The sequence below is a fragment of the Arthrobacter sp. NPDC057388 genome (assembly GCF_042668165.1).
Lineage (GTDB): Bacteria > Actinomycetota > Actinomycetes > Actinomycetales > Micrococcaceae > Arthrobacter.
On sequence record NZ_JBHVBL010000049.1, the window covers coordinates 1 to 18697 of the forward strand.

General features: G+C 67.1%; 18 protein-coding genes and 2 tRNA genes. 15 read left to right on the plus strand and 5 right to left on the minus strand.

The genetic code is table 11. The features are described from left to right. Nucleotides 1–193: 193 nt before the first annotated feature. Together ACFUTU_RS18200 and ACFUTU_RS18205 are read left to right on the plus strand one after the other, a co-directional pair. Nucleotides 194–265 (plus strand) — tRNA-Thr (locus tag ACFUTU_RS18200). Between the two features lie 61 nt (nucleotides 266–326). Continuing rightward, nucleotides 327–400 (plus strand) — tRNA-Met (locus ACFUTU_RS18205). A gap of 212 nt (nucleotides 401–612) precedes the next feature. On the opposite strand, the gene ACFUTU_RS18210 is transcribed toward ACFUTU_RS18205, so the two are convergent. Beyond that, nucleotides 613–1374 (minus strand): HNH endonuclease family protein, encoded by a 762-nt coding sequence (locus ACFUTU_RS18210; RefSeq protein ID WP_377966791.1) that lies wholly within the window; start codon nucleotides 1372–1374, stop codon nucleotides 613–615. Nucleotides 1375–1588: 214 nt separating this feature from the next. Here ACFUTU_RS18210 and ACFUTU_RS18215 point away from each other — a divergent pair, with 214 nt between their 5' ends. Together ACFUTU_RS18215 and ACFUTU_RS18220 are read left to right on the plus strand one after the other, a co-directional pair. Next, on the plus strand, nucleotides 1589–2152 hold the full coding sequence (locus ACFUTU_RS18215; RefSeq protein ID WP_377966793.1) for a dihydrofolate reductase family protein: 564 nt from the start codon (nucleotides 1589–1591) through the stop codon (nucleotides 2150–2152). A 64-nt stretch (nucleotides 2153–2216) separates the two neighbouring features. Then, nucleotides 2217–2876 (plus strand): SDR family oxidoreductase, encoded by a 660-nt coding sequence (locus ACFUTU_RS18220; protein WP_377966795.1) that lies wholly within the window; start codon nucleotides 2217–2219, stop codon nucleotides 2874–2876. Nucleotides 2877–2884: 8 nt separating this feature from the next. Here ACFUTU_RS18220 and ACFUTU_RS18225 read toward each other — a convergent pair whose 3' ends face one another. Beyond that, a complete protein-coding gene (locus tag ACFUTU_RS18225; RefSeq protein ID WP_377966797.1) occupies nucleotides 2885–4087 on the minus strand; it encodes an ROK family protein in 1203 nt (400 codons plus the stop codon). 237 nt (nucleotides 4088–4324) lie between these two features. Between ACFUTU_RS18225 and ACFUTU_RS18230 the strand changes: the two genes are divergently transcribed. The 5 genes from ACFUTU_RS18230 to ACFUTU_RS18250 all read left to right on the plus strand — a co-directional run bounded on the left by ACFUTU_RS18230 (nucleotide 4325) and on the right by ACFUTU_RS18250 (nucleotide 10365). Then, on the plus strand, nucleotides 4325–5629 hold the full coding sequence (locus tag ACFUTU_RS18230) for an ABC transporter substrate-binding protein (protein WP_377966799.1): 1305 nt from the start codon (nucleotides 4325–4327) through the stop codon (nucleotides 5627–5629). Between the two features lie 23 nt (nucleotides 5630–5652). Beyond that, nucleotides 5653–6600, plus strand: coding sequence for a carbohydrate ABC transporter permease (locus ACFUTU_RS18235; protein ID WP_377966801.1), 948 nt, complete (start codon nucleotides 5653–5655; stop codon nucleotides 6598–6600). Further along, a complete protein-coding gene (locus ACFUTU_RS18240; protein ID WP_377966803.1) occupies nucleotides 6600–7493 on the plus strand; it encodes a carbohydrate ABC transporter permease in 894 nt (297 codons plus the stop codon). Before ACFUTU_RS18235 ends, ACFUTU_RS18240 begins: the two co-directional genes overlap by 1 nt. 53 nt (nucleotides 7494–7546) lie before the next feature. Further along, entirely contained in the window at nucleotides 7547–9256 is a 1710-nt protein-coding gene (locus tag ACFUTU_RS18245) for an alpha-amylase family glycosyl hydrolase (RefSeq protein ID WP_377966805.1), read from the plus strand. A gap of 143 nt (nucleotides 9257–9399) precedes the next feature. Beyond that, nucleotides 9400–10365, plus strand: a complete 966-nt coding sequence (locus tag ACFUTU_RS18250) for an aldo/keto reductase family oxidoreductase (RefSeq protein ID WP_377966807.1) — start codon at nucleotides 9400–9402, stop codon at nucleotides 10363–10365. A gap of 77 nt (nucleotides 10366–10442) precedes the next feature. On the opposite strand, the gene ACFUTU_RS18255 is transcribed toward ACFUTU_RS18250, so the two are convergent. Next, nucleotides 10443–11363, minus strand: a complete 921-nt coding sequence (locus tag ACFUTU_RS18255) for a TauD/TfdA dioxygenase family protein (protein ID WP_377966809.1) — start codon at nucleotides 11361–11363, stop codon at nucleotides 10443–10445. Nucleotides 11364–11426: 63 nt separating this feature from the next. Beyond that, complete coding sequence (locus tag ACFUTU_RS18260; RefSeq protein WP_377966811.1) at nucleotides 11427–12464, minus strand: ABC transporter substrate-binding protein; 1038 nt, start codon at nucleotides 12462–12464, stop codon at nucleotides 11427–11429. Between the two features lie 318 nt (nucleotides 12465–12782). Between ACFUTU_RS18260 and ACFUTU_RS18265 the strand changes: the two genes are divergently transcribed. The 6 genes from ACFUTU_RS18265 to ACFUTU_RS18290 all read left to right on the plus strand — a co-directional run bounded on the left by ACFUTU_RS18265 (nucleotide 12783) and on the right by ACFUTU_RS18290 (nucleotide 17220). After that, nucleotides 12783–13646, plus strand: a complete 864-nt coding sequence (locus tag ACFUTU_RS18265; RefSeq protein ID WP_377966813.1) for an HpcH/HpaI aldolase/citrate lyase family protein — start codon at nucleotides 12783–12785, stop codon at nucleotides 13644–13646. Nucleotides 13647–13791: 145 nt separating this feature from the next. After that, entirely contained in the window at nucleotides 13792–14016 is a 225-nt protein-coding gene (locus ACFUTU_RS18270) for a DUF3188 domain-containing protein (protein WP_377966815.1), read from the plus strand. A 45-nt stretch (nucleotides 14017–14061) separates the two neighbouring features. Further along, on the plus strand, nucleotides 14062–14523 hold the full coding sequence (locus ACFUTU_RS18275; RefSeq protein ID WP_003803911.1) for a MaoC family dehydratase N-terminal domain-containing protein: 462 nt from the start codon (nucleotides 14062–14064) through the stop codon (nucleotides 14521–14523). 2 nt (nucleotides 14524–14525) lie between these two features. Continuing rightward, nucleotides 14526–14963: a MaoC family dehydratase gene (locus tag ACFUTU_RS18280; protein ID WP_377966817.1), complete on the plus strand. Its 438-nt coding sequence runs from the start codon at nucleotides 14526–14528 to the stop codon at nucleotides 14961–14963. A gap of 38 nt (nucleotides 14964–15001) precedes the next feature. Beyond that, entirely contained in the window at nucleotides 15002–16069 is a 1068-nt protein-coding gene (locus ACFUTU_RS18285; RefSeq protein ID WP_377966819.1) for a UDP-N-acetylmuramate dehydrogenase, read from the plus strand. A gap of 47 nt (nucleotides 16070–16116) precedes the next feature. Beyond that, a complete protein-coding gene (locus tag ACFUTU_RS18290) occupies nucleotides 16117–17220 on the plus strand; it encodes a winged helix DNA-binding domain-containing protein (protein WP_377966821.1) in 1104 nt (367 codons plus the stop codon). Between the two features lie 337 nt (nucleotides 17221–17557). On the opposite strand, the gene asd is transcribed toward ACFUTU_RS18290, so the two are convergent. Further along, complete coding sequence (gene asd / locus ACFUTU_RS18295; protein WP_377966823.1) at nucleotides 17558–18688, minus strand: aspartate-semialdehyde dehydrogenase; 1131 nt, start codon at nucleotides 18686–18688, stop codon at nucleotides 17558–17560. Between the last annotated feature and the right edge of the window lie 9 nt (nucleotides 18689–18697).

Consider the following 18697-nt stretch of genomic DNA (forward strand, 5'->3'; position numbering starts at 1 on the left):
CAGATTTAAGCCCGCCCTCCCCGGATGCCGTGTATCCTTCGTCACATACCCACTCCAAAGTGCTTCCGAAGGCCAGCTCAAACCGGCTCGAAGCCCGCTCCAGGCCCGGAATTCCGCGGTTTTGGCCGCGGCGGACCCCGTTTTCCCTTCGATTTGTTGAGTGCGAAATCTTCCGGTAGAGTATTTACTCGTTGCCCCCCTAGCTCAGTGGTAGAGCGCGTTCTTGGTAAGAACGAGGTCACCGGATCGATTCCGGTGGGGGGCTCGGAATGAGGGCCTGTGTCAAGGCGGTCTTGACCGGCTTGACACAGGTTTTTCTCATTCATGGCGGTGTAGCTCAGTTGGTTAGAGCGCACGACTCATAATCGTGAGGTCGGGAGATCGAGCCTCCCCACCGCTACAGGAACTGCAGGTCAGAGGCATTCAGCCCCTGGCCTGCTTTTGTTTTAAGCGCTCGTTCACACGGCGTCCTCGATGCCGATGACCTCCAGGTACTCCTCCCGGCAAGGCCGCATCCAATCCGTCCCGGGGCACTTTGGGGGTGCCGGCGTCGCAATAACGGCGGCGGCCGGCGTGGCCCGCGCCAAAGTGCCCCAGTTTGGACTGGCTGGCCTAGGCCCTGGTGACGTTGATGCGGACGTTGGGGCACACGTCAGCCCAGCGGATCAGGGCCGCCTTCTCCGTGCTGTCCACCCGCAGGCCCCACCGGATCTTGACGGCGATCCAGTTGCCGATGTACTCGCAGCGGTTGGCAGGGGGCATCCAGGCCTCCGGGCCCTTGGCCTGCTTTGCGGAGTTCAGCGCGGCCGTCTGCGCGTTCAGGGAGCGTCCGTCGCCGAGGTCGTTGTAGAACGCCACCCGGCGCGCCTGCGACCAGTAGCGGGCGCCTGAGCCCCACGCCTCGTGGACGGGAACGGTGTGGTCGATCTCCACGGCCGACGCCAGGGTGTGGGTGCGGTTGTCCCACCGGGTGACCCAGCGGGAGGAACGCACGGTGCAGTGGCGTGCGGTGGTGTACGTTGCGGCGGCCTTCGCCTCCTGGAGCAGCACCTCGGCGCGGGTGTTCTGGCAGTCGCGGTTGGTGTCCAGCCAGTTGCCGAAGTAGCGGGTCCGGTCGTAGCCGGTGTTGTTCTCGGCGGCCACGGTGAGGGCCCGGGCGGCCGTGCGCAGCGGCGCGGAATAGTAGGTGGCAGCCTCGGCAGGGACCGCCAGCCCGGTGAGCAGCAGGCCGGCAGCGACGGCGGTGGCGGACAGCGACCTGACCCCAGGGCCGGCCGGGCGGGACGCAGCGGTGGCAACCGCCCGGCGTCGGTTCTGTTCGGACGGGTTGGGGCCCTTGAACGGGCGAGCGAGTTTGAACGTGCCTAGCGGCATGATTCCCCCATGGTGTTCCTGTAACGGTGCGGTTTGCTTGATGCGTCAACCAGCATGCCAGCCGGAACAGGGGAGGGGCTGATCCTTGATCAGGTCTTGATGCAATCCTGTGCGAACGCTGCGAATGATCCCCGGTGCTGCGGAGCCGTTGCCTTCCGGGCGGTGTGAACCTAGGGTCGGACTGCACACCACAGGCGGACAACGGGAGCCGGCAATGGCCAGACTGATCTATTCGGGACTCATGTCCCTCGACGGTTACATCGCGGACCGGGACGGAAACTTCGACTGGGCGGAGCCGGACGCCGAGGTACATTCGTTCGTCAACGAGCTGCAACGGCCGGCGGGGACGTACCTGCTCGGACGCCGGATGTATGAGGTGATGGCCGTCTGGGAGCATCCGGAAGCCTTTGGTGAGATCCCCGGTTATATCCGCGACTTTGCCGAGGTCTGGCAGGCGGCAGACAAGGTGGTGTTTTCCCGCACGCTGCAGGATGTGGCCACGGCCCGGACGCGGATTGAGCGGGAGTTCAATGCCGACGCAGTCGCGCGGCTCAAGAACGAATCTGGCCGGGACCTGGCGGTGGGCGGCGCCGAACTTGCAGCGGAGGCCATCCGGGCAGGCCTGGTGGACGAGTTCCAGATGTTCCTCACACCCGTGGCAGTGGGCGGCGGCAAGCGCTTCCTGCCCGACAACATCCGCCTGGGGCTCGACCTGCTGGAAGAACGGCGGTTCGGCAACGGCACAGTCTTCCTCCGCTACGCCAACCGGACTGGCTGAGCCGCGCGGGATAAACCGACCGAATGAATCGGGCGGCGGGACCGGTCTGGGACACAATGGGGGCATGACCCGCATCGCAATCATTGGCGGCCACGGCAAGGTGGCCCTGCAACTGTCCGCCCTCCTGACCGAACAGGGACACAGCGTCACTTCCTTCATCCGCAACCCGGACCACGCGGCGGACGTCGCCGCCACGGGGGCATCGCCGTCGGTCCTTGACGTGGAAAATTCGACGACGGCGGATATCGCCGCCGCTCTCCGGAACCACGACGCCGTGGTCTGGTCAGCGGGTGCCGGAGGAGGCAATCCGGCCCGCACGTACGCGGTGGACCGTGACGCGGCCATCCGTTCCATGGACGCCGCCGCGGAGGCCGGCGTTGGCCGGTATGTGATGGTCTCCTACTTCGGGGCGGGCCCTGGCCACGGGATTCCGGAGGGGCACAGCTTCCGTCCGTACGCCGAGGCCAAGGCTGCCGCCGACGAGTACCTGCGCGGCACCAGCCTCGCCTGGACCATCCTGGGGCCGGGCTCCCTGACCGAGGGGCCGGGCAACGGGCTGATCGAGGTGGACCCTGCCGACACCAGCACCGGCACGCAGACCTCGCGCGCCAACGTCGCGATCGTCGCGGCCGCAGTGCTGGACCGGCCTGACACCGCGGGCCGCACCATCGACTTCCGTGACGGCACCCGGCCGGTGGCGGATGCGCTGGAGTCCGTCTCCTAACACGTGGCTTACGCCGGGATGTTGAGCTCCAGGTCCAGGGTGTTTGTCTCCACGTAGTCCAGGGCCCGCCGGACCGCGCCCACGGTCACGATTGAATCGCCCAGCGGCGAGACGGCAACCCGCGGCGGAGTCGCCGTGAACTCCGGCAGCCGGGCGGCAATGGGCTCGAGCAGGACCCCCGCAGAGTTGGCGACGGCACCGCCGATCACCACGAGCTCGGGGTTGACCATGGTGGCCACCGAACCGATCACCCGGGCCATCCTGTCAGCGAGCCGGTCCAGGATCTTCAGCGCCACAGCGTCGCCTGCGGCGGCTGCGGCAAAGACATGCTCCGCCTCGGCCCCGTTGGCGGCATGCTCGCGGAGGGACGTCCTGGCGGAGCCCTCCAGCGCCTCCGCGGCCCAGGTCCGCGCCAGCGTGGCGATGCCGTAGGTGTCGCCGACCCCCTCCACCAGATCCAGGTACGCGAGTTCCCCCGCGCCGCCGCCGCTGCCGTGCAGCAGGCGGCCGCCCTCGATGACGCCGGAACCGAAGCGCTCGCTGGCGAGGATTACGACGACGTCGTCCACGCCCGCCGCCGCACCCCGCCACCGGTCGCCAAGGGCGGCGAGGTTGGCGTCGTTCTCCAGCAGCACTGTCCATCCGTGCAGGTCGTCCAGTGCGGACCTGAGGCCGACGTCGAACAGCCCCCAGAAGTGCTGCGATGCCAGCACGTTGCCCTTCCGGTCCACCGGTGCGGCGATGCCGGCGCACACGGCCAGCACTGAGTCAGGGGAGGCGCCCACGCTGTCCAGCGCCGATGCGGCAGCCCGGTCAATGACCGCCACGCGTTCGGCGGCGGAGATGTCCTCTATCTCGAAAGGCTCGCTGGCCCTTCCAAGCGCCTTGCCGCGGAGGTCCGACACCACCACGGTCGCCTTGGAAAAGCCGACGTCCATGCCCAGGACGTAGCCTGCCCGCTCATTGAGTTCGAACCGCCGGGCGGGCCGTCCTTTCTGGTACCCGCCAAAGGCGCGCTGGTTCTCCAGTTCGGTGATCCAGCCGCGCTGCATGAGGTCTTCGCAGACGGAGATCGCGGTAGCCCGGGTCAGCCCGGTGGCCTGAATGACGTCGGTGACTGTTACCGCACCCGAGGCGCGCATGAAGTCCAGCACCGCCCCGGCGCTCACGCGGCGCAGCAGCTGGGGCGTGGCCGCCGTCATTTCCGACATGGTGTTGACCTCCTTGTGCTCTGCCCCACATAATACTTGAGGAACTAAATTTAGATTCCATATAAACTCCCAACGTGCACCGGACGGCCGCCGGCCACGGGAAATTCCCCAGCTTTGACCTCAGCCCTTTTGCAAAGGAGCAACTGTGAACAGCCCTTCGTACTGCCTCTTCCGCTTTTCCCAACGGCCAGCCGGCCGCCTGCACTCAGCCCCTTCCGCAGCGCTGTGATTCGCGGCGTGAACGCGGCTCCGCTCAGCCGCCGCGCCCTGTTCAGGGCCGTGGGACTTGCGGGCGCAGCAGCTGTCCTGCCGCTGGCGGGCTGCGGTTCCGTCCCCGGCAACCCGGCGGCCGGAAGCCAGAACGGCGTCACCACACTGCGCTTCATGCAGAACAAGCCCGAGGTGGTGGCCTACTTCAACCAGGTGATCAAGGACTTCGAGGCGCTCAACTCCGACATCCGCGTCATCCAGGACTTCAATGAGGGCAACTTCGTGCCCGGCCTGGTGCGCAACGACCCGCCCGACGTCGTGACCCGCGGCTTCGCCCAGGCCACTGCAGACTTCGTCCGCAAGGGCGTGTTCGCGGACCTCTCGGACCTTCCCGCCGCAGCCACCATCGACCCCAAGATCCAGGAACTGGTCAGCTCCTGGGGACAGTACAACGGGCACGAAACCAGCGCCCTGCCGTTCTCCCTGGCCGCCGCAGGCGTCATTTACAACCGCGATATTTTCGAGGCCCAGGGCGTGCAGGTTCCCGCCACCTGGGACGAGTTCGTCGCAGCCTGCGGAAAGTTCAGGGCTGCCGGCATCACACCCATCTACGGCACGTTCAAGGACAACTGGACGCTCGGCCAGGGGATGTTCGACTACGTCGCAGGCGGCTCACTGGACATCGCGGACTTCTTCGCCAGGCTCACCGCCAAGGGCGCCGCCATCCGGGCAGACGCGAAGGAGTCATTCACGAGCAACTTCGGTCCCGTTCTGCCCAAGATGCTTGAGCTGGCTGCCTTCTCGCAGAAGGGCGCCACCAGCAAGAACTACGCCGACGGCAACGCGGCGTTCGCCAAGGGCCAGGCCGCCATGTACCTGCAGGGCCCGTGGGCACTGTCCCAGCTCGTGGCCGCCAACAAGAACATCCGGCTCGGCAGCTTCCCGTTGCCGGTCACCAACGACCCTGCCGACACCAAGGCGCGCGTCAACGTGGACATGGCCCTGTCCATCACCCGCAACACCCCCAACATGGCCGCGGCACGGCGGTTCGTGAGCTACCTGCTGGACCCCTCCGTCGTGAATGCCTACAACGAGAAGAACGCGGCGTTCTCGCCGCTCAAGGCAGCACCCGCCGTCGACAACCCCCAGATCACCGGCCTCGCCGCTTCTGTGCGGGAGGGCCGTTACTACCAGGGGGCCACCACCTACTTCCCGCCGTCGGTACCGCTGTACAACTACGTCCAGTCCTTCGTGTACGGCAAGAACGGTGAACAGTTCCTTTCCGCCCTCGACGACGAATGGCGCCGGGTCGCCGAGCGCACCGCGGTCTGACCCGCCAGAATCCAGGAGCCCCCATGACTACAACATCAGAGCTGCCGCAGGCAGCCCCGCCCGCCGCCGCGGACGTTTTCCCGGAAGCCCCGCTGCGGACTGTCCGCGCCAAGGGACGCATCGATCCCGCGTACTACTGGATGGTGGTGCCGGTCCTGGCACTGTTCGCCTTCTTCATCACCCTGCCGGCACTCGTGGGCGTGTTCTTCAGCCTCACGAACTACGCCGGCTACGGGGACTGGAAGTTCATCGGGCTGGCCAACTACGTCAACATCTTCCGTGACCCGGCGGTCCTGCAGTCGTACATCTTCACGTTCATCTTCGCCCTGACCACCACCGTGGTGGTCAACGTCGTGGCCCTCGCGATCGCCCTCGGCCTGAACGCCAAAATCAAGTGGCGCACGGGCATCCGCACCGTGTTCTTCATTCCCATGGTGCTCTCCGCCCTGGTGGTGTCCTTCGTGTTCAACTACCTGTTCTCCAACACCCTGCCCGTACTGGCGGACCGCTTCGGCGTGACGCCGCTGGCCACGAGCATCCTGGCCAACGAGAACCTCGCCTGGCTGGCCATCGTGCTGGTCACGGTCTGGCAGGCGGCCCCCGGCGCCACCATCATCTACCTGGCCGGGCTGCAGAGCGTCCCGTCCGAGGTCTACGAAGCGGCCGACCTCGACGGCGCCGGCAGCCTCCGGCAGTTCGTCAGCCTGACGCTGCCCCTCATTCTCGGATACCTCGTCATCAACGTGATCCTCGGCTTCAAGGGCTTCCTCGGCACCTACGAAATCATCGTGGGCCTCACCGGCGGCGGACCCGGGATGGCCACCCAGTCCGTGGCCATGCGGATCTTCTCCGGTTTCACCGGCGGGGACTACTCCTACCAGATGGCCAACGCGGTCATCTACTTCCTGATCACCCTGCTGATCTCCGTCATCCAGCTGCGCCTCATCCAGCGCCGGGGGGTTTCACTCTAATGACAGCTTTTCCTCTGACCGCCCGCCGCCCCGGTACCAAACCGCTCCGCCGGAAGGGCCGCTCCGGCCGGGAGGGCTACAAGGTCAACTGGTGGCTCACCGCACTCATGCTGGCGGCCTCCCTGACCGTGCTGCTCCCGCTCTACTTCACGGTGGCCATGGCGCTGAAGTCCCCGGACCAGATCGGAACCGGCACCGGCCTGGCCTGGCCCAGCCCCATGAACTGGGCAAACTTCGGTGCCGCCTACGAGGCAACGAACTTCCCGCGGGCGTTCATGTCGACGGCGTTCGTCACCGTGCTCAGCGTCCTCGGCTCGCTGGCCAGCAGCTCGCTCGTGGCCTACGCCATCGCCAGGAACTGGAACCACAGGTTCTTCCGCGGCTCCTTCGTGTACCTGCTCTCGGCCATGTTCATCCCGTTCCCGGTGATCATCCTGCCCCTGATCAAACAGACGGCACTCCTTGGCCTGGACAACCCCGGCGGCGTGGTGTTCCTTCATGTGCTGGGCGGCATCTCGTTCAACACGCTGCTGTACATCGCGTTCGTCCGCTCCATTCCGGTGGAGCTCGAGGAGTCAGCCCGGCTCGACGGCGCCACCACCTGGCAGGTGTTCCGCAAGATCATCTTCCCGCTGCTGGCCCCCATGAACGCCACCGTGGGCATCTTTGCCTTCCTCGGCTCGTGGAACGACTTCCTGCTGCCGCAGATGATGATCGCCGACCCGTCCCTGCAGACCCTCCCCGTGGTGCAGATGCTTTTCCAGGGGGAGTTCAACACCAACTACAGCCTCGCGTTCGCGTCCTACCTGATGGCCATGGCACCCACCCTGGTGGTTTACATCCTGGCGCAGCGCTGGGTACTGTCCGGAGTAATGCGCGGGGCCGTCAAGTAGACCCAACAAAACCAGTCCAGCAACAACCCCAACCAGAAGAAAAGGATCACCCCTTGTCCACCACCGCCACGCTGGCAACCCTTTCCGATTCCGACCGCATGGCCGATCCGAACTGGTGGCGCCAGGCGTCCGTCTACCAGATCTACCCCCGCAGTTTCTCCGACTCGAACGGTGACGGCCTGGGCGACATCAAGGGCATCACGGCCAAGGTCCCGTACCTGAAGGCGCTCGGCATCGACGCCGTCTGGCTCAGCCCGTTCTACCCCTCGGCGCTCGCCGACGGCGGCTACGACGTGGATGACTACCGCAACGTGGACCCGAAGCTCGGCACCCTCGAGGACTTCGACGAGATGGCGGCCGCCCTGCACGCCGCCGGCATCAAGCTGATCGCCGACATCGTCCCGAACCACTCCTCCGACCGGCACGAATGGTTCCGGGAAGCCCTCGCCTCCCCGAAGGGCTCCCCGGCGCGGGACCGCTACATCTTCCGGGACGGCAAGGGCCCCAACGGCGAGTTCCCGCCGTCGGACTGGGACTCCGTCTTTGGCGGTCCGGCGTGGGAGCGCATCACCGAACCGGACGGCACCCCCGGCCAGTGGTACATGCACATCTTCGCCAAGGAGCAGCCGGACCTGAACTGGGCCAACCGGGAAATCCGTGACGACTTCCTCAAGACCCTGCGCTTCTGGTCCGACCGCGGCGTGGACGGCTTCCGCGTTGACGTGGCGCACGCCCTCACCAAGGACCTCACCGAGCCGCTGCTCTCCAAGCTGGAGCTGAGCGCCGCCAACACCGGCACGGACGGGTTCGACGACGGGTCGCACCCGTTCTGGGACCGGGACGAGGTGCACGAGGTCTACGCCGAGTGGCGCGAGGTCTTCAACGAGTACAACCCGCCGCGCACCGCCGTCGCCGAAGCCTGGGTGCACGCCACCCGCCGTGCCCGCTACGCCAGCCCCGAGGGACTCGGCCAGGCGTTCAACTTCGACCTCCTGCAGGCGGACTTCGACGCCGAGGAGTTCCACGAGATCATCACCCGCAACCTGGCCGAGGCGGCCGCCACCGGCGCCTCCTCCACCTGGGTGTTCTCCAACCACGACGTCGTCCGGCACGCCACCCGCTACGGCCTGCCCAAGGGCTCCAAGGGCAAGCACGCCAAGGGCCAGGACGGCAAGGCCTGGCTGCTCGCCGGCGGTCCCCAGGAGGAACTCGACGTCGAACTCGGCCAGCGCCGTGCCCGTGCGGCGAGCCTCCTCATGTTTGCGCTTCCCGGCTCCGCCTACCTGTACCAGGGCGAGGAACTGGGCCTGCAGGAAGTGGCTGACATCCCGGAGTCCGAACGCCAGGACCCGTCCTTCTTCCGCAACAGGGGGGTGGAAGTGGGCCGCGACGGCTGCCGCGTGCCGCTGCCGTGGTCCGTGGAGGGGACATCCTTCGGGTTCGGCGACGGCGGCGCACACCTGCCGCAGCCGGACTGGTTCGCCGGCTACGCCGTCGAGGCGCAGGACGGCACCCAGGGATCGACGCTCGAGCTTTACCGCGCTGCCCTGAAGCTCCGCCGCGAGCTGCAGGCCGCCGAGGAGCTGGAATGGATCGAAACCGGGAACCCGGATGTCCTCCACTTCAGCCGCCCCGGCGGCTGGCAGTCCGTCACCAACTTCGGGGACACCGCCGTCGACCTTCCCGCCGGCACGGTGCTGGTGAGCAGCGGGCCGCTGGAAGCCGGCAAGCTGCCGGCCAACACCACGGTCTGGCTGCGCTGACCCCTGACTGAGCCACACGCCGCTGGCGGACCCCGGTCCTTTCCGACCGGGGTCCGCCGGCGGTCCCGTTTAACCGTCCCGTCCAGCCGGTACCCGGCGCCTGGCCTCTGGGCGGTGGCGGCAACAAATGAAAGAGTGATGCCATGACTGAACAGACCGCGGCCCAATACGGCCGGCTGCTTTACGGATGTATGGGCCTGGGCGGGGACTGGTCCCGGGAACCGCACGAGATCGCCGACGTCGAGGCTGCCGCGGCCGCCGTCGAGGCTGCGCTGGACATCGGGGTGACATTGTTCGACCACGCCGACATCTACCGGCACGGGAAAGCCGAGGCCGTATTCGGCGAGGTCCTGGCCGGCACCAGCGGGCTGCGCGACCGCATCCGGCTGCAGACCAAGTGCGGCATCCGGCTGAACGAGCGCGGTCTGGAGACCCACTACGACCTGAGCGCGGACGCCATCATCGAGCGCGTGAACGGCAGCCTCGAACGGCTCCGCACAGACTACGTGGACATCCTCCTGCTGCACCGCCCGGATCCGCTGATGGAGCCCGCGGAGGTCGCGGCCGCCGTCGGGAAGCTGATGGCGGAGGGGAAGGTGCGGGCACTGGGGGTGTCCAACATGTCCGCCGCCCAGATCGAGTTCCTGCAGGACAGCCTGGAAACACCGGTCGTGGCCAACCAGCTGGAGCTCAGCCTGCTCAAGCGCGACTGGCTGGAGAGCACCGTGCTGGTGAACCACCCTGACGCCCACAGCTACGGCTTTCCGCACGGGACGCTCGAGTACTGCGCCCGGCAGGGGATCACCCTGCAGGCGTACGGCGCCCTGGCCCGAGGACACTACACCGGCAATCCGCCCGAGCGGCCCACGCCCGCGGAGAGCGCGACGGCGGCGCTGCTGGCCGAGATGGCGCGGGAGAAGGACACCACGGTCGAGGCCGTGCTGCTGGGGTGGCTCATGAAGCACCCGGCCGCAATCGCGCCGGTGATCGGCACGGCCAACCCGGACCGGATCCGCGCCTGCGCCGGCGCGGCCCGGGTGGCCGAGGCCATGACCCGGCCCGAGTGGTACCGGCTGTGGGTCACGGCGCGGGGCAGCAACATCCCTTAAACCCAACTGGGTCGCAGTTGTTGTCGTTACGAGCCTTCAAAACGACAACAACTGCGACCCGGTTTGGGCAGAACAACCTACAGCGGGGCGATCTCCGAATACGTGGAGGCATCACCCTTCAGGGCCTGGCTCTGCTTGCCGTCCACACCCACGGGGATGTCCCCGGCGATGGTGACGCGGTTGAGCTTGCGGGGCTGGCCGTCGTAGTTGTCCGGCGCGTAGTGCTGCGTGATCCGGTTGTCGAACAGCACCACCTGGTTGGGCTCCCAGTTCACGCGGACCACGTTTTCGGGCCGGGTGACGTAGGCCTGGAGCAGCCGGATGATATCCCTGGATTCGGTGTTGGACAGGCCCACGATCCGCAGGCGCTGCGCAAAGCCGCCGATGAACAGTCCGCGCTCGCCGGTCAGCGGATGGACGCGCACCACGGGGTGGGCCGTCTCGAACTTCAGCCGGGTGAACTCCTTGCGGCGCTCCTCGGCGTTCGCGTGCTCCAGGTTCTTGGGGACGGAGTAGTCGTAGTCGTTGGTGTGGATGGCCCACAGGGTGTCGGCGAAGTTGCGCAGCTCGTCCGGCAGGTCCTGGTAGGCGCCGGCGGAGGAAGCGATCAGCGTCTCGCCGCCGTAAGCGGGCAGGTCGATGCTGCGCAGGGTGGAGGCCTGCGGCGGGTTGACCACGAACGTGACATCGGTGTGCCAGTTGTTGGCCGACCCGTTCTCGCTGTCGACGGGCAGGACGTTCTCTTCGCCCTCAACGGACGCCACCGTGGGGTGGGCCTTGGTCAGCGGGCCGAAGTGGCTGGCGAACTTCACCTGCGCCTCGTCCGAGAGGATGTTGGCTTCGCGGAACACGAGGGCCTTGTGCTCGTTGAGCGCCCGGCGGATCTCGGCAACGGTCTCCGGCGGGAGATCACCGCTGAGGTCCAGGCCGCGGATCTCGGCGCCGATGCGGGCGCCCAGCTTGGAGAATTCGAGCTTCGTTTCGGTAATGACAGTCATCGTTCTTTCCTCACTTCGTGCTGCGGTTTGTTGTGGGTCGGGCGGTTTACTTTGGTGCGGGCTTTACTTTGAACCGGTCAGGAGTCCGTTGAACTCGTTGGTGTACAGGCTCTTGGCATCCAGGTCGCCCTTGATGATGCCGGCGGACTTCAGGTACTCCTCCCAGCGGGTGAAGTCCTCGTCCTTGATCTCGCCCTTGGCCGGGACGCCGACGCTCTTCCAGTACTGCAGGGCGGCCGGGTTTTCGTTGCGGCCGCGTTCCTTCAGGATCTTGGTGAGCCGGGCGATGACGTCCTTGCGGGGCGTGGCCCGTTCCCACTCGATGGCCTTGGCCACGCCGGTGGTGAAGGTCCGGACCGTGTTGGGGTTCTGGGCGATGAAGTCTTCGCGGAAGACATACGGCCCGCCGGCGAACGCACCGAACAGGTCGAAGTCGCTGAAGACGGACCGCAGCCCGCCGTTGGCGACGGCCTTGTCCTGCAGGATGCTGCCGAGCGCGCCGGCATCGACCTGGCCGCGGCGGATCGCTTCCTCCGTGTCGTTCGGCGGGACCACCACGAGCTGGACCTGCTTGATCTCCTCAGCGCTCAGGCCGTTCTTGCGGAGGTAGGTGTTGATGACCGCCTCCGAATGCGCGCCGAGGGTGTTCACGGCGATCTTCTTGCCGATGAAGTCCCGGGCCGTCTTGATGGGGCTGTCTTCCTTCACGTAGAAGCCGTTGAAGGTCTTGCTGTCCTCGCCGTAATAGTTGATGACGGCCTTCACCGGTGCACCGGCTTCCTTGAGCTTTACGACGGCGCCGGCGAACGCGCCGCCGAAGTCCGTCTGGCCGGTAGCTGCCGACTGGATGTCCTGCGGGCCGCTGATGGTGTTGCCCACCCAGTTCAGCTTGACGTCGCCCAGGTAGCCGAGGTCCTGCGCCAGTTCGGGAAGGGTGACGCTGTTGGCCCAGCCCTGGTAACGCAGCTCCTTGACTTCGTTGGCGCCGGGGGATCCCGCCGCCGCTGCGTCATCGCCGGCGGCGCTCCCGCCGCAGCCGGACACCGCCAGGGCGATCACGACGGCGGCCGCAGCACTCAGGATGGTCAGGTGTCGTTTCATTGGGGGTTTCCTTCAGGGGATTGGTTGGCTGGTGGGCCGGGTTCGTGGCGGCCGCCGCAACGGCCGATGGATCGATGTAAGCGCACCCGGCGGCCGCAGAAAAACGCCCGGGTCACGCCGGGAAACCGTTGGAAATCCGCGGAAATATGGCGCAACAGCGGGTCATGAGGCGCCCCGTTGCGACCGGTGAAATCCCGTGACGGACGGCAGCGCTGATGCCCGCCAGAGGCGCTAAACTTCCGCTTTTTGTTCGTATTGGTCGCTTTGCGGGACGGATCTGCGTCGCGCATACGGGCGCGCGCCCGATACGGTAGAACCATGACGTCTACTTCCACCGCCGAGATCACCCGGCAAGAACGCAACATCCCCGCCGAGATCGCCCGGTCGTGGCTGCTCGTCAACGCAATGAAAACCGAACTTTTCGACCAGTCCGCCGTGTCCCGCGCGGACTCGATCATCCTGGACATCGAAGACGCCGTGGACCCCTCGCAGAAGGACGTCGCGCGCGAGAACGTCGTGAACTGGCTCTCCGGCGGCGGTCGGGCCTGGGTGCGCATCAACGACGCCACCAGCAAGTTCTGGGCGGACGACCTCGCCGGACTGCGCGGCACCCCGGGCCTGCTCGGCGTCATGCTGGCCAAGACGGAGTCCGCCGACCAGGTCACCGAGTCGTTCCACCGCATGGACGGCAAGACGCCGGTCATCCCGCTCGTGGAATCCGCCCTCGGCATCGAAGAGGCCAACCACATCGCCAAGGCCCAGGGCGCATTCCGCCTGGCCTTCGGCTCCGGCGACTTCCGCCGCGACACCGGCATGGCCAACACCCAGGAGGCCATGGCCTACCCCCGCGCCAAGCTCGTCGTCGCCAGCCGGGTCGGCAACCTGCCGGGCCCGATCGACGGACCCACGGTGGGCACCAACCACCCGATCCTGCGCGAGCAGACCGGCGTCACGGTGATGATGGGCATGACCGGAAAGCTCTGCCTGGCCATCGACCAGACCAGCGTCATCAACGAGGTCATCAGCCCCACGCCGTCCGACGTCGCGTGGGCCACCGACTTCATGTCCGACTTCGAGGCCAACGGCCGCGTCATCCGCGACGGCTCCGACCTGCCGCGCCTGGGCCGCGCCGAGAAGATCATGAAGCTCGCGGTTGCGTTTGGCGTGCAGCCCGCCCCGTAACCTGCACCGGCATTTCCAGGAGACCCCGTGACCGATACCCGTTATCCGGTGCACGGGGTCTCTTTGGTGCACGGGGTCTTTTGGGATGGGCCACCGGCCCTTTCCGCAGAGTCCGACGGCGGCCGCGGCTGGGTAAACTGGACCGGTGCTGCACGAATTCTGGGTCACCGCACCCACGTCCTACAAAATCCTGGTGTTCACCGCGATGGGCCTCATCGCCGTCGGGCTCATCCTCACCGTCGCGGGTAACGCCGCCGGCAACCCGGCGCTCATGACCGCCGCGTTGCCCGTCATCGGCCTGGGGCTGGTGCTGCACATCGTCGGTCTGGTGGTCCGCGGCCAAAGTATCCGGAAGAAGATCAGGAAGTAACGACACGAATCCGGCCCGCACGCCGGCCCCGATAGGCTTGAACCCATGACTATCAATCCGGACCTGCAGGGCCGCAGCTACCCTGCCGCAGAGGTGTATGACGTCGGCCGCGAAAAAATCCGCGAGTTCGCCCGCGCCGTCAAGGCCACCCACCCCGCCCACTTCGACGTAGACGCAGCGCAGGGCCTGGGCCACCCCGACCTCGTGGCACCGCCCACGTTCGCGATCATCATTGCGCAGCGCGCCGACGCCCAGCTGATCGAGGACCCGGAGGCCGGCATCGACTTCTCCCGCGTCGTCCACGCCGACCAGCGCTTCACCCACCACCGCCCCATCTTCGCCGGCGACCGGCTCGTCGCCGAGCTGCACGTCGACGGCGTGCGCGCCATGGGCGGAGGGGCCATGATCACCACGCGCAGCGAGATATTCGCACTCACGGACGGGGACGGCCGCGAGCCGGTATCCACCACCAAGTCATCCATCCTGGTCCGCGGAGAGGGACAGTAGCTATGAGCCCCACATTCGAAGAACTCAGCGTCGGCCAGGAAATCGGCAGCCGCAGCATCGAGGTCACGCGGCAGGACCTGGTCAAATACGCCGGCGCCTCGGGGGACTTCAACCCCATCCACTGGAACGAGGCCTTCGCCACGGGCGTCGAGCTGCCCGGCGTCATTGCCCACGGCATGTTCACCATGGGTGCCGCGGTGCAGCTGGTCAGTGACTGGGCCGGTGACCCGGCCGCCGTCGTCGACTACCAGACGCGCTTTACCAAGCCGGTGCTGGTCACGGACACCACGGGGACCGGCGACGCCGGCGCGGTGATCGACGTCAGCGGTGCGGTCGGCGCGCTGGACGCCGAAGCGCGGACCGCGCGCGTGGATCTTTCTGTCGTGTTCGACGGCCAGAAGGTCCTGATGAAGGCCCAGGCCCTCGTCCGTCTGGCGTGACGTTACTTGGAGTTACTTACTTTCGCTAGGGTGGATGGGTGACTCCCACGATGCTTTCCGATCTGACCACCGCCGCCGTCGGCGGTCCCGCCGCCACTTATGTCGAGGCCCGCACGGAGGCCGAGATCATCGAGGCGGTGCGGGCCGCTGATGCGGCTGGCGAGCAGCTGCTGATCATCGGCGGCGGGTCCAACCTCCTGATTTCCGACGACGGGTTCCCCGGAACCGTTCTGAAGATCGCCTCCGAGGGATTCACGGTCAACTCCGAGGACTCCTGCGGCGGCGTGTCCGTGGTGGTCCAGGCGGGTCACAACTGGGACGCGCTGGTGGAGCACGCCGTGCTGCACGCCTGGTCCGGCATTGAGGCGCTGTCCGGGATCCCCGGTGCCACCGGGGCCACCCCGGTGCAGAACGTCGGCGCGTACGGCGCTGACGTTTCCCAGACCATCGCGGCCGTCCGCACCTGGGACCGGGAGCGCAACGCCGTGCGGACGTTCACCAACTCGGAACTCAAGTTTGGGTACCGGGATTCGGTCCTTAAGCAGACCACCGTCAACGGCTCCCCGCGCTACGTTGTGCTGACGGTCGAATTCCAGCTGCCGCTGGGCCGGATGAGCGCACCCATCCGGTATGCAGAGCTGGCGCGGGTCCTGGGCGTTGAACAGGGCCAGCGCGCCTACTCAAACGACGTGCGCCGTGAGGTCCTGCGGCTGCGCGCGTCCAAGGGGATGGTGCTGGACCCTGACGACCGGGACACCTACTCCACGGGTTCCTTCTTCACGAATCCGATCGTTCCCGCCGAGGCGGCTGAGAGCCTGCCGGAATCCGCACCGCGGTACCCGGGCGGCGCTGACGGGCAGGTCAAGCTCTCTGCGGCCTGGCTGATCGACCATGCCGGCTTTGGCAAGGGATTTGGGCTGGAGGAGGGGAGCGTCTCCGGCGGCAGGGCCTCCCTGTCCACAAAGCACACGCTGGCCATCACCAACCGCGGTGCTGCCCGCGCCGCCGACATGGTGGCCATCGCGCGCGAGGTGCGCGCCGGCGTCGTCGGGCGTTTTGGCATTGAACTGCACCCCGAACCGCTCCTGATCGGTCTCACGCTCTAGTAGTCCCGGTTCTCCTGCGGCTTGCCCCGCCGCCATAGGATGGCCCCATGGCAGCGCTGAGGACCCGGGTTTCGTCCAAGGTGATGGGCCGGCTGCGGCTGGCGTCGCAGGGGCTGCTGGGGTCCGGGTTCGACGGCGTGCCGGAGGCGGTCCGTGCGATGGCGGCGATACAGGCCCAGGATCTCCAGGCGGCACTCTGGGCGGTGGGTGTCCGGGTTCCCGGTGCTGGCCTCAGTGACGTCCGGCGGGCCCTGGATGAGGGGTCTGTGGTCCGGTCGTGGCCCATGCGCGGCACGCTGCACCTGCTGGCGCCCGAGGACCTGCGCTGGATCCTGAACATCACCACGGCGCGGATGGTCCAAGGGGCGGCCGGCCGGCACCGGCAGCTGGAGATTGCCGGCGGCGACGTGGAGGTGTGCCGGGAGGCCGCCCTTGGCCTGGTGGACGGAGGCCGGGCCGCCAGCCGCGAGGAGCTGTTCGCCGCGTTTGAAGCGGCCGGGCAGGGCACCGAGGCGCAGCGCGGCATCCATCTGCTGTGGCTGCTGTGCCAGAGTGCGTCACTGGTGCCCGGACCGCTGGACGGGAACCAGCAGAAGTTCGTTGCGTTCGACCACTGGATCACCTCCTCGCGGAACCCCGGCCGGGAGGAGGGCATCGCGGAGCTGCTGCTGAGGTACCTGCGCGGCCACGGACCCGCCACGCTGCGGGACTTTGCGTGGTGGTCCAGCATTCCGCTGACTGAGGTGCGGAAAGCCCTGCCGGCGGTGCGCGGCGAACTGGTGGAACTCGAGCATGAGGGGACCGGGTACTGGCTGTCGCCGTCGACGGCTGCCTTGCTGGACCAGGGCGTGCCGGGGCAGCGCAGCGTTCTTGCCCTGCCGGGGTTCGACGAGTTCGTTCTCGGCTACACGGACCGGAGCATTGTGCTGCCGCCTGAGCATGCGCAGAAGATCGTCCCGGGTGGCAACGGGGTGTTCAAGAAGGCCATCGTTACCGGCGGCGAGGTGACCGGCACCTGGGCGAGGCAGGGGAGTGGGCGCTCAGCCGCCGTCGTACCCGTCCCGTTCGACGACACCAATCCCTTTGGCCCGGCGGCTCTGGCGGGCTTCCGCCGCGCGGCCGAACGCTACGGGCGCTTCCTCGCCTCCTGACCCGCCCCGGGGATTGCAACGCGTCCTCACGTTTGGTCGCCTTCATTGCGACGCGTCCTCACCTTCTGCCGCCGAAGGCGAAATGCTGCGGCAACTATTGCGGAAGCATCCGCTCAGACCCGACCGGAGGTGAGGAAGCGTGGGGTCAGACCCGACCGGAGGTGAGGAAGCGTGGGGTCAGACCCGACCGGAGGTGAGGAAGCGTCGGGTCGGACCCGACGGGAAGTGAGGGAGGGTTGCTGCCGGACGCAAAACCGGCCCCGCTTCGCATGCGGCCCAGCCCTTGAAACAAGGGATGGGGCCGCCTGCGGGGCAGGGCCGGTTGAGGAAAGGCTGGTTAGAGGGTGCCGGTGGCGATGTTGAGCATGCGGCGCAGCGGCTCGGCGGCACCCCAGAGGAGCTGGTCGCCGACGGTGAAGGCGCTGATGTACTGCGGACCCATTTCGAGCTTCCGGACGCGTCCCACCGGGATGGTCAGCGTGCCCGAGGCTGCAACGGGAGTCAGGTCGGCCATCGAGGCTTCCTTGGTGTTGGGCACCACCTTGGCCCATTCGTTGTCCTCGTCGAGGAGCTTCTCGATTTCGGCAACGGAGAGGTCCTCGCGCAGCTTCAGCGTGAGCGCCTGGGAGTGGGAGCGCATGGCGCCGATCCGCACGCAGAGGCCATCCATGATCACGTGGTTCTCATCCGAGGTGCCGAGGATCTTGTTGGTCTCAACTCCGGCCTTCCACTCTTCCTTGGACTGGCCGTTGCCGAGGTCGGCATCGATCCAGGGGATGAGGGAGCCGGCCAGCGGCACACCGAACTGGGTGGCGTCGACGCCGTCGCGCTGATGGGCCAGCACCTTGCGGTCAATGTCCAGGATGGCCGACGCCGGGTCGTCCAGTTCCGTGCTGACCTCGGCGTTGAGGGTGCCGAACTGGCTGAGCAGCTCGCGCATGTGCCGCGCGCCGCCGCCGGACGCGGCCTGGTAGGTCATGGACGTGCCCCACTCGACGAGGCCGTTCTTGAAGAGGCCGCCGAGGCCCATGAGCATGCAGGACACGGTGCAGTTGCCGCCGATGAAGTCCTTGACGCCATTGGCGATGCCCTTGTCGATGACGTCGCGGTTGATGGGGTCCAGGACGATGATGGAGTCGTCATTCATGCGCAGGGTGGACGCGGCGTCGATCCAGAGGCCGTCCCAGCCCCGGCTGCGCAGCTCGCCGTGGACCTGCTTGGTGTAGTCGCCGCCCTGGGCGGTGACAATAATGGGCAGCTTCGCCAGCGTTTCGACGTCGAACGCGTCCTCGAGCTTGCCTGCGCCTTCAGCAAACGAAGGCGCGGCACCTCCCGCGTTTGAGGTGGAGAAAAAGACCGGGTTGATGCTGGCGAAGTCGCCCTCTTCCTGCATGCGCTGCATCAGGACGGAGCCGACCATGCCGCGCCATCCGACCAGGCCGACGGAGGGGGTAGCTGCTGTAGTCATTTGGCTATT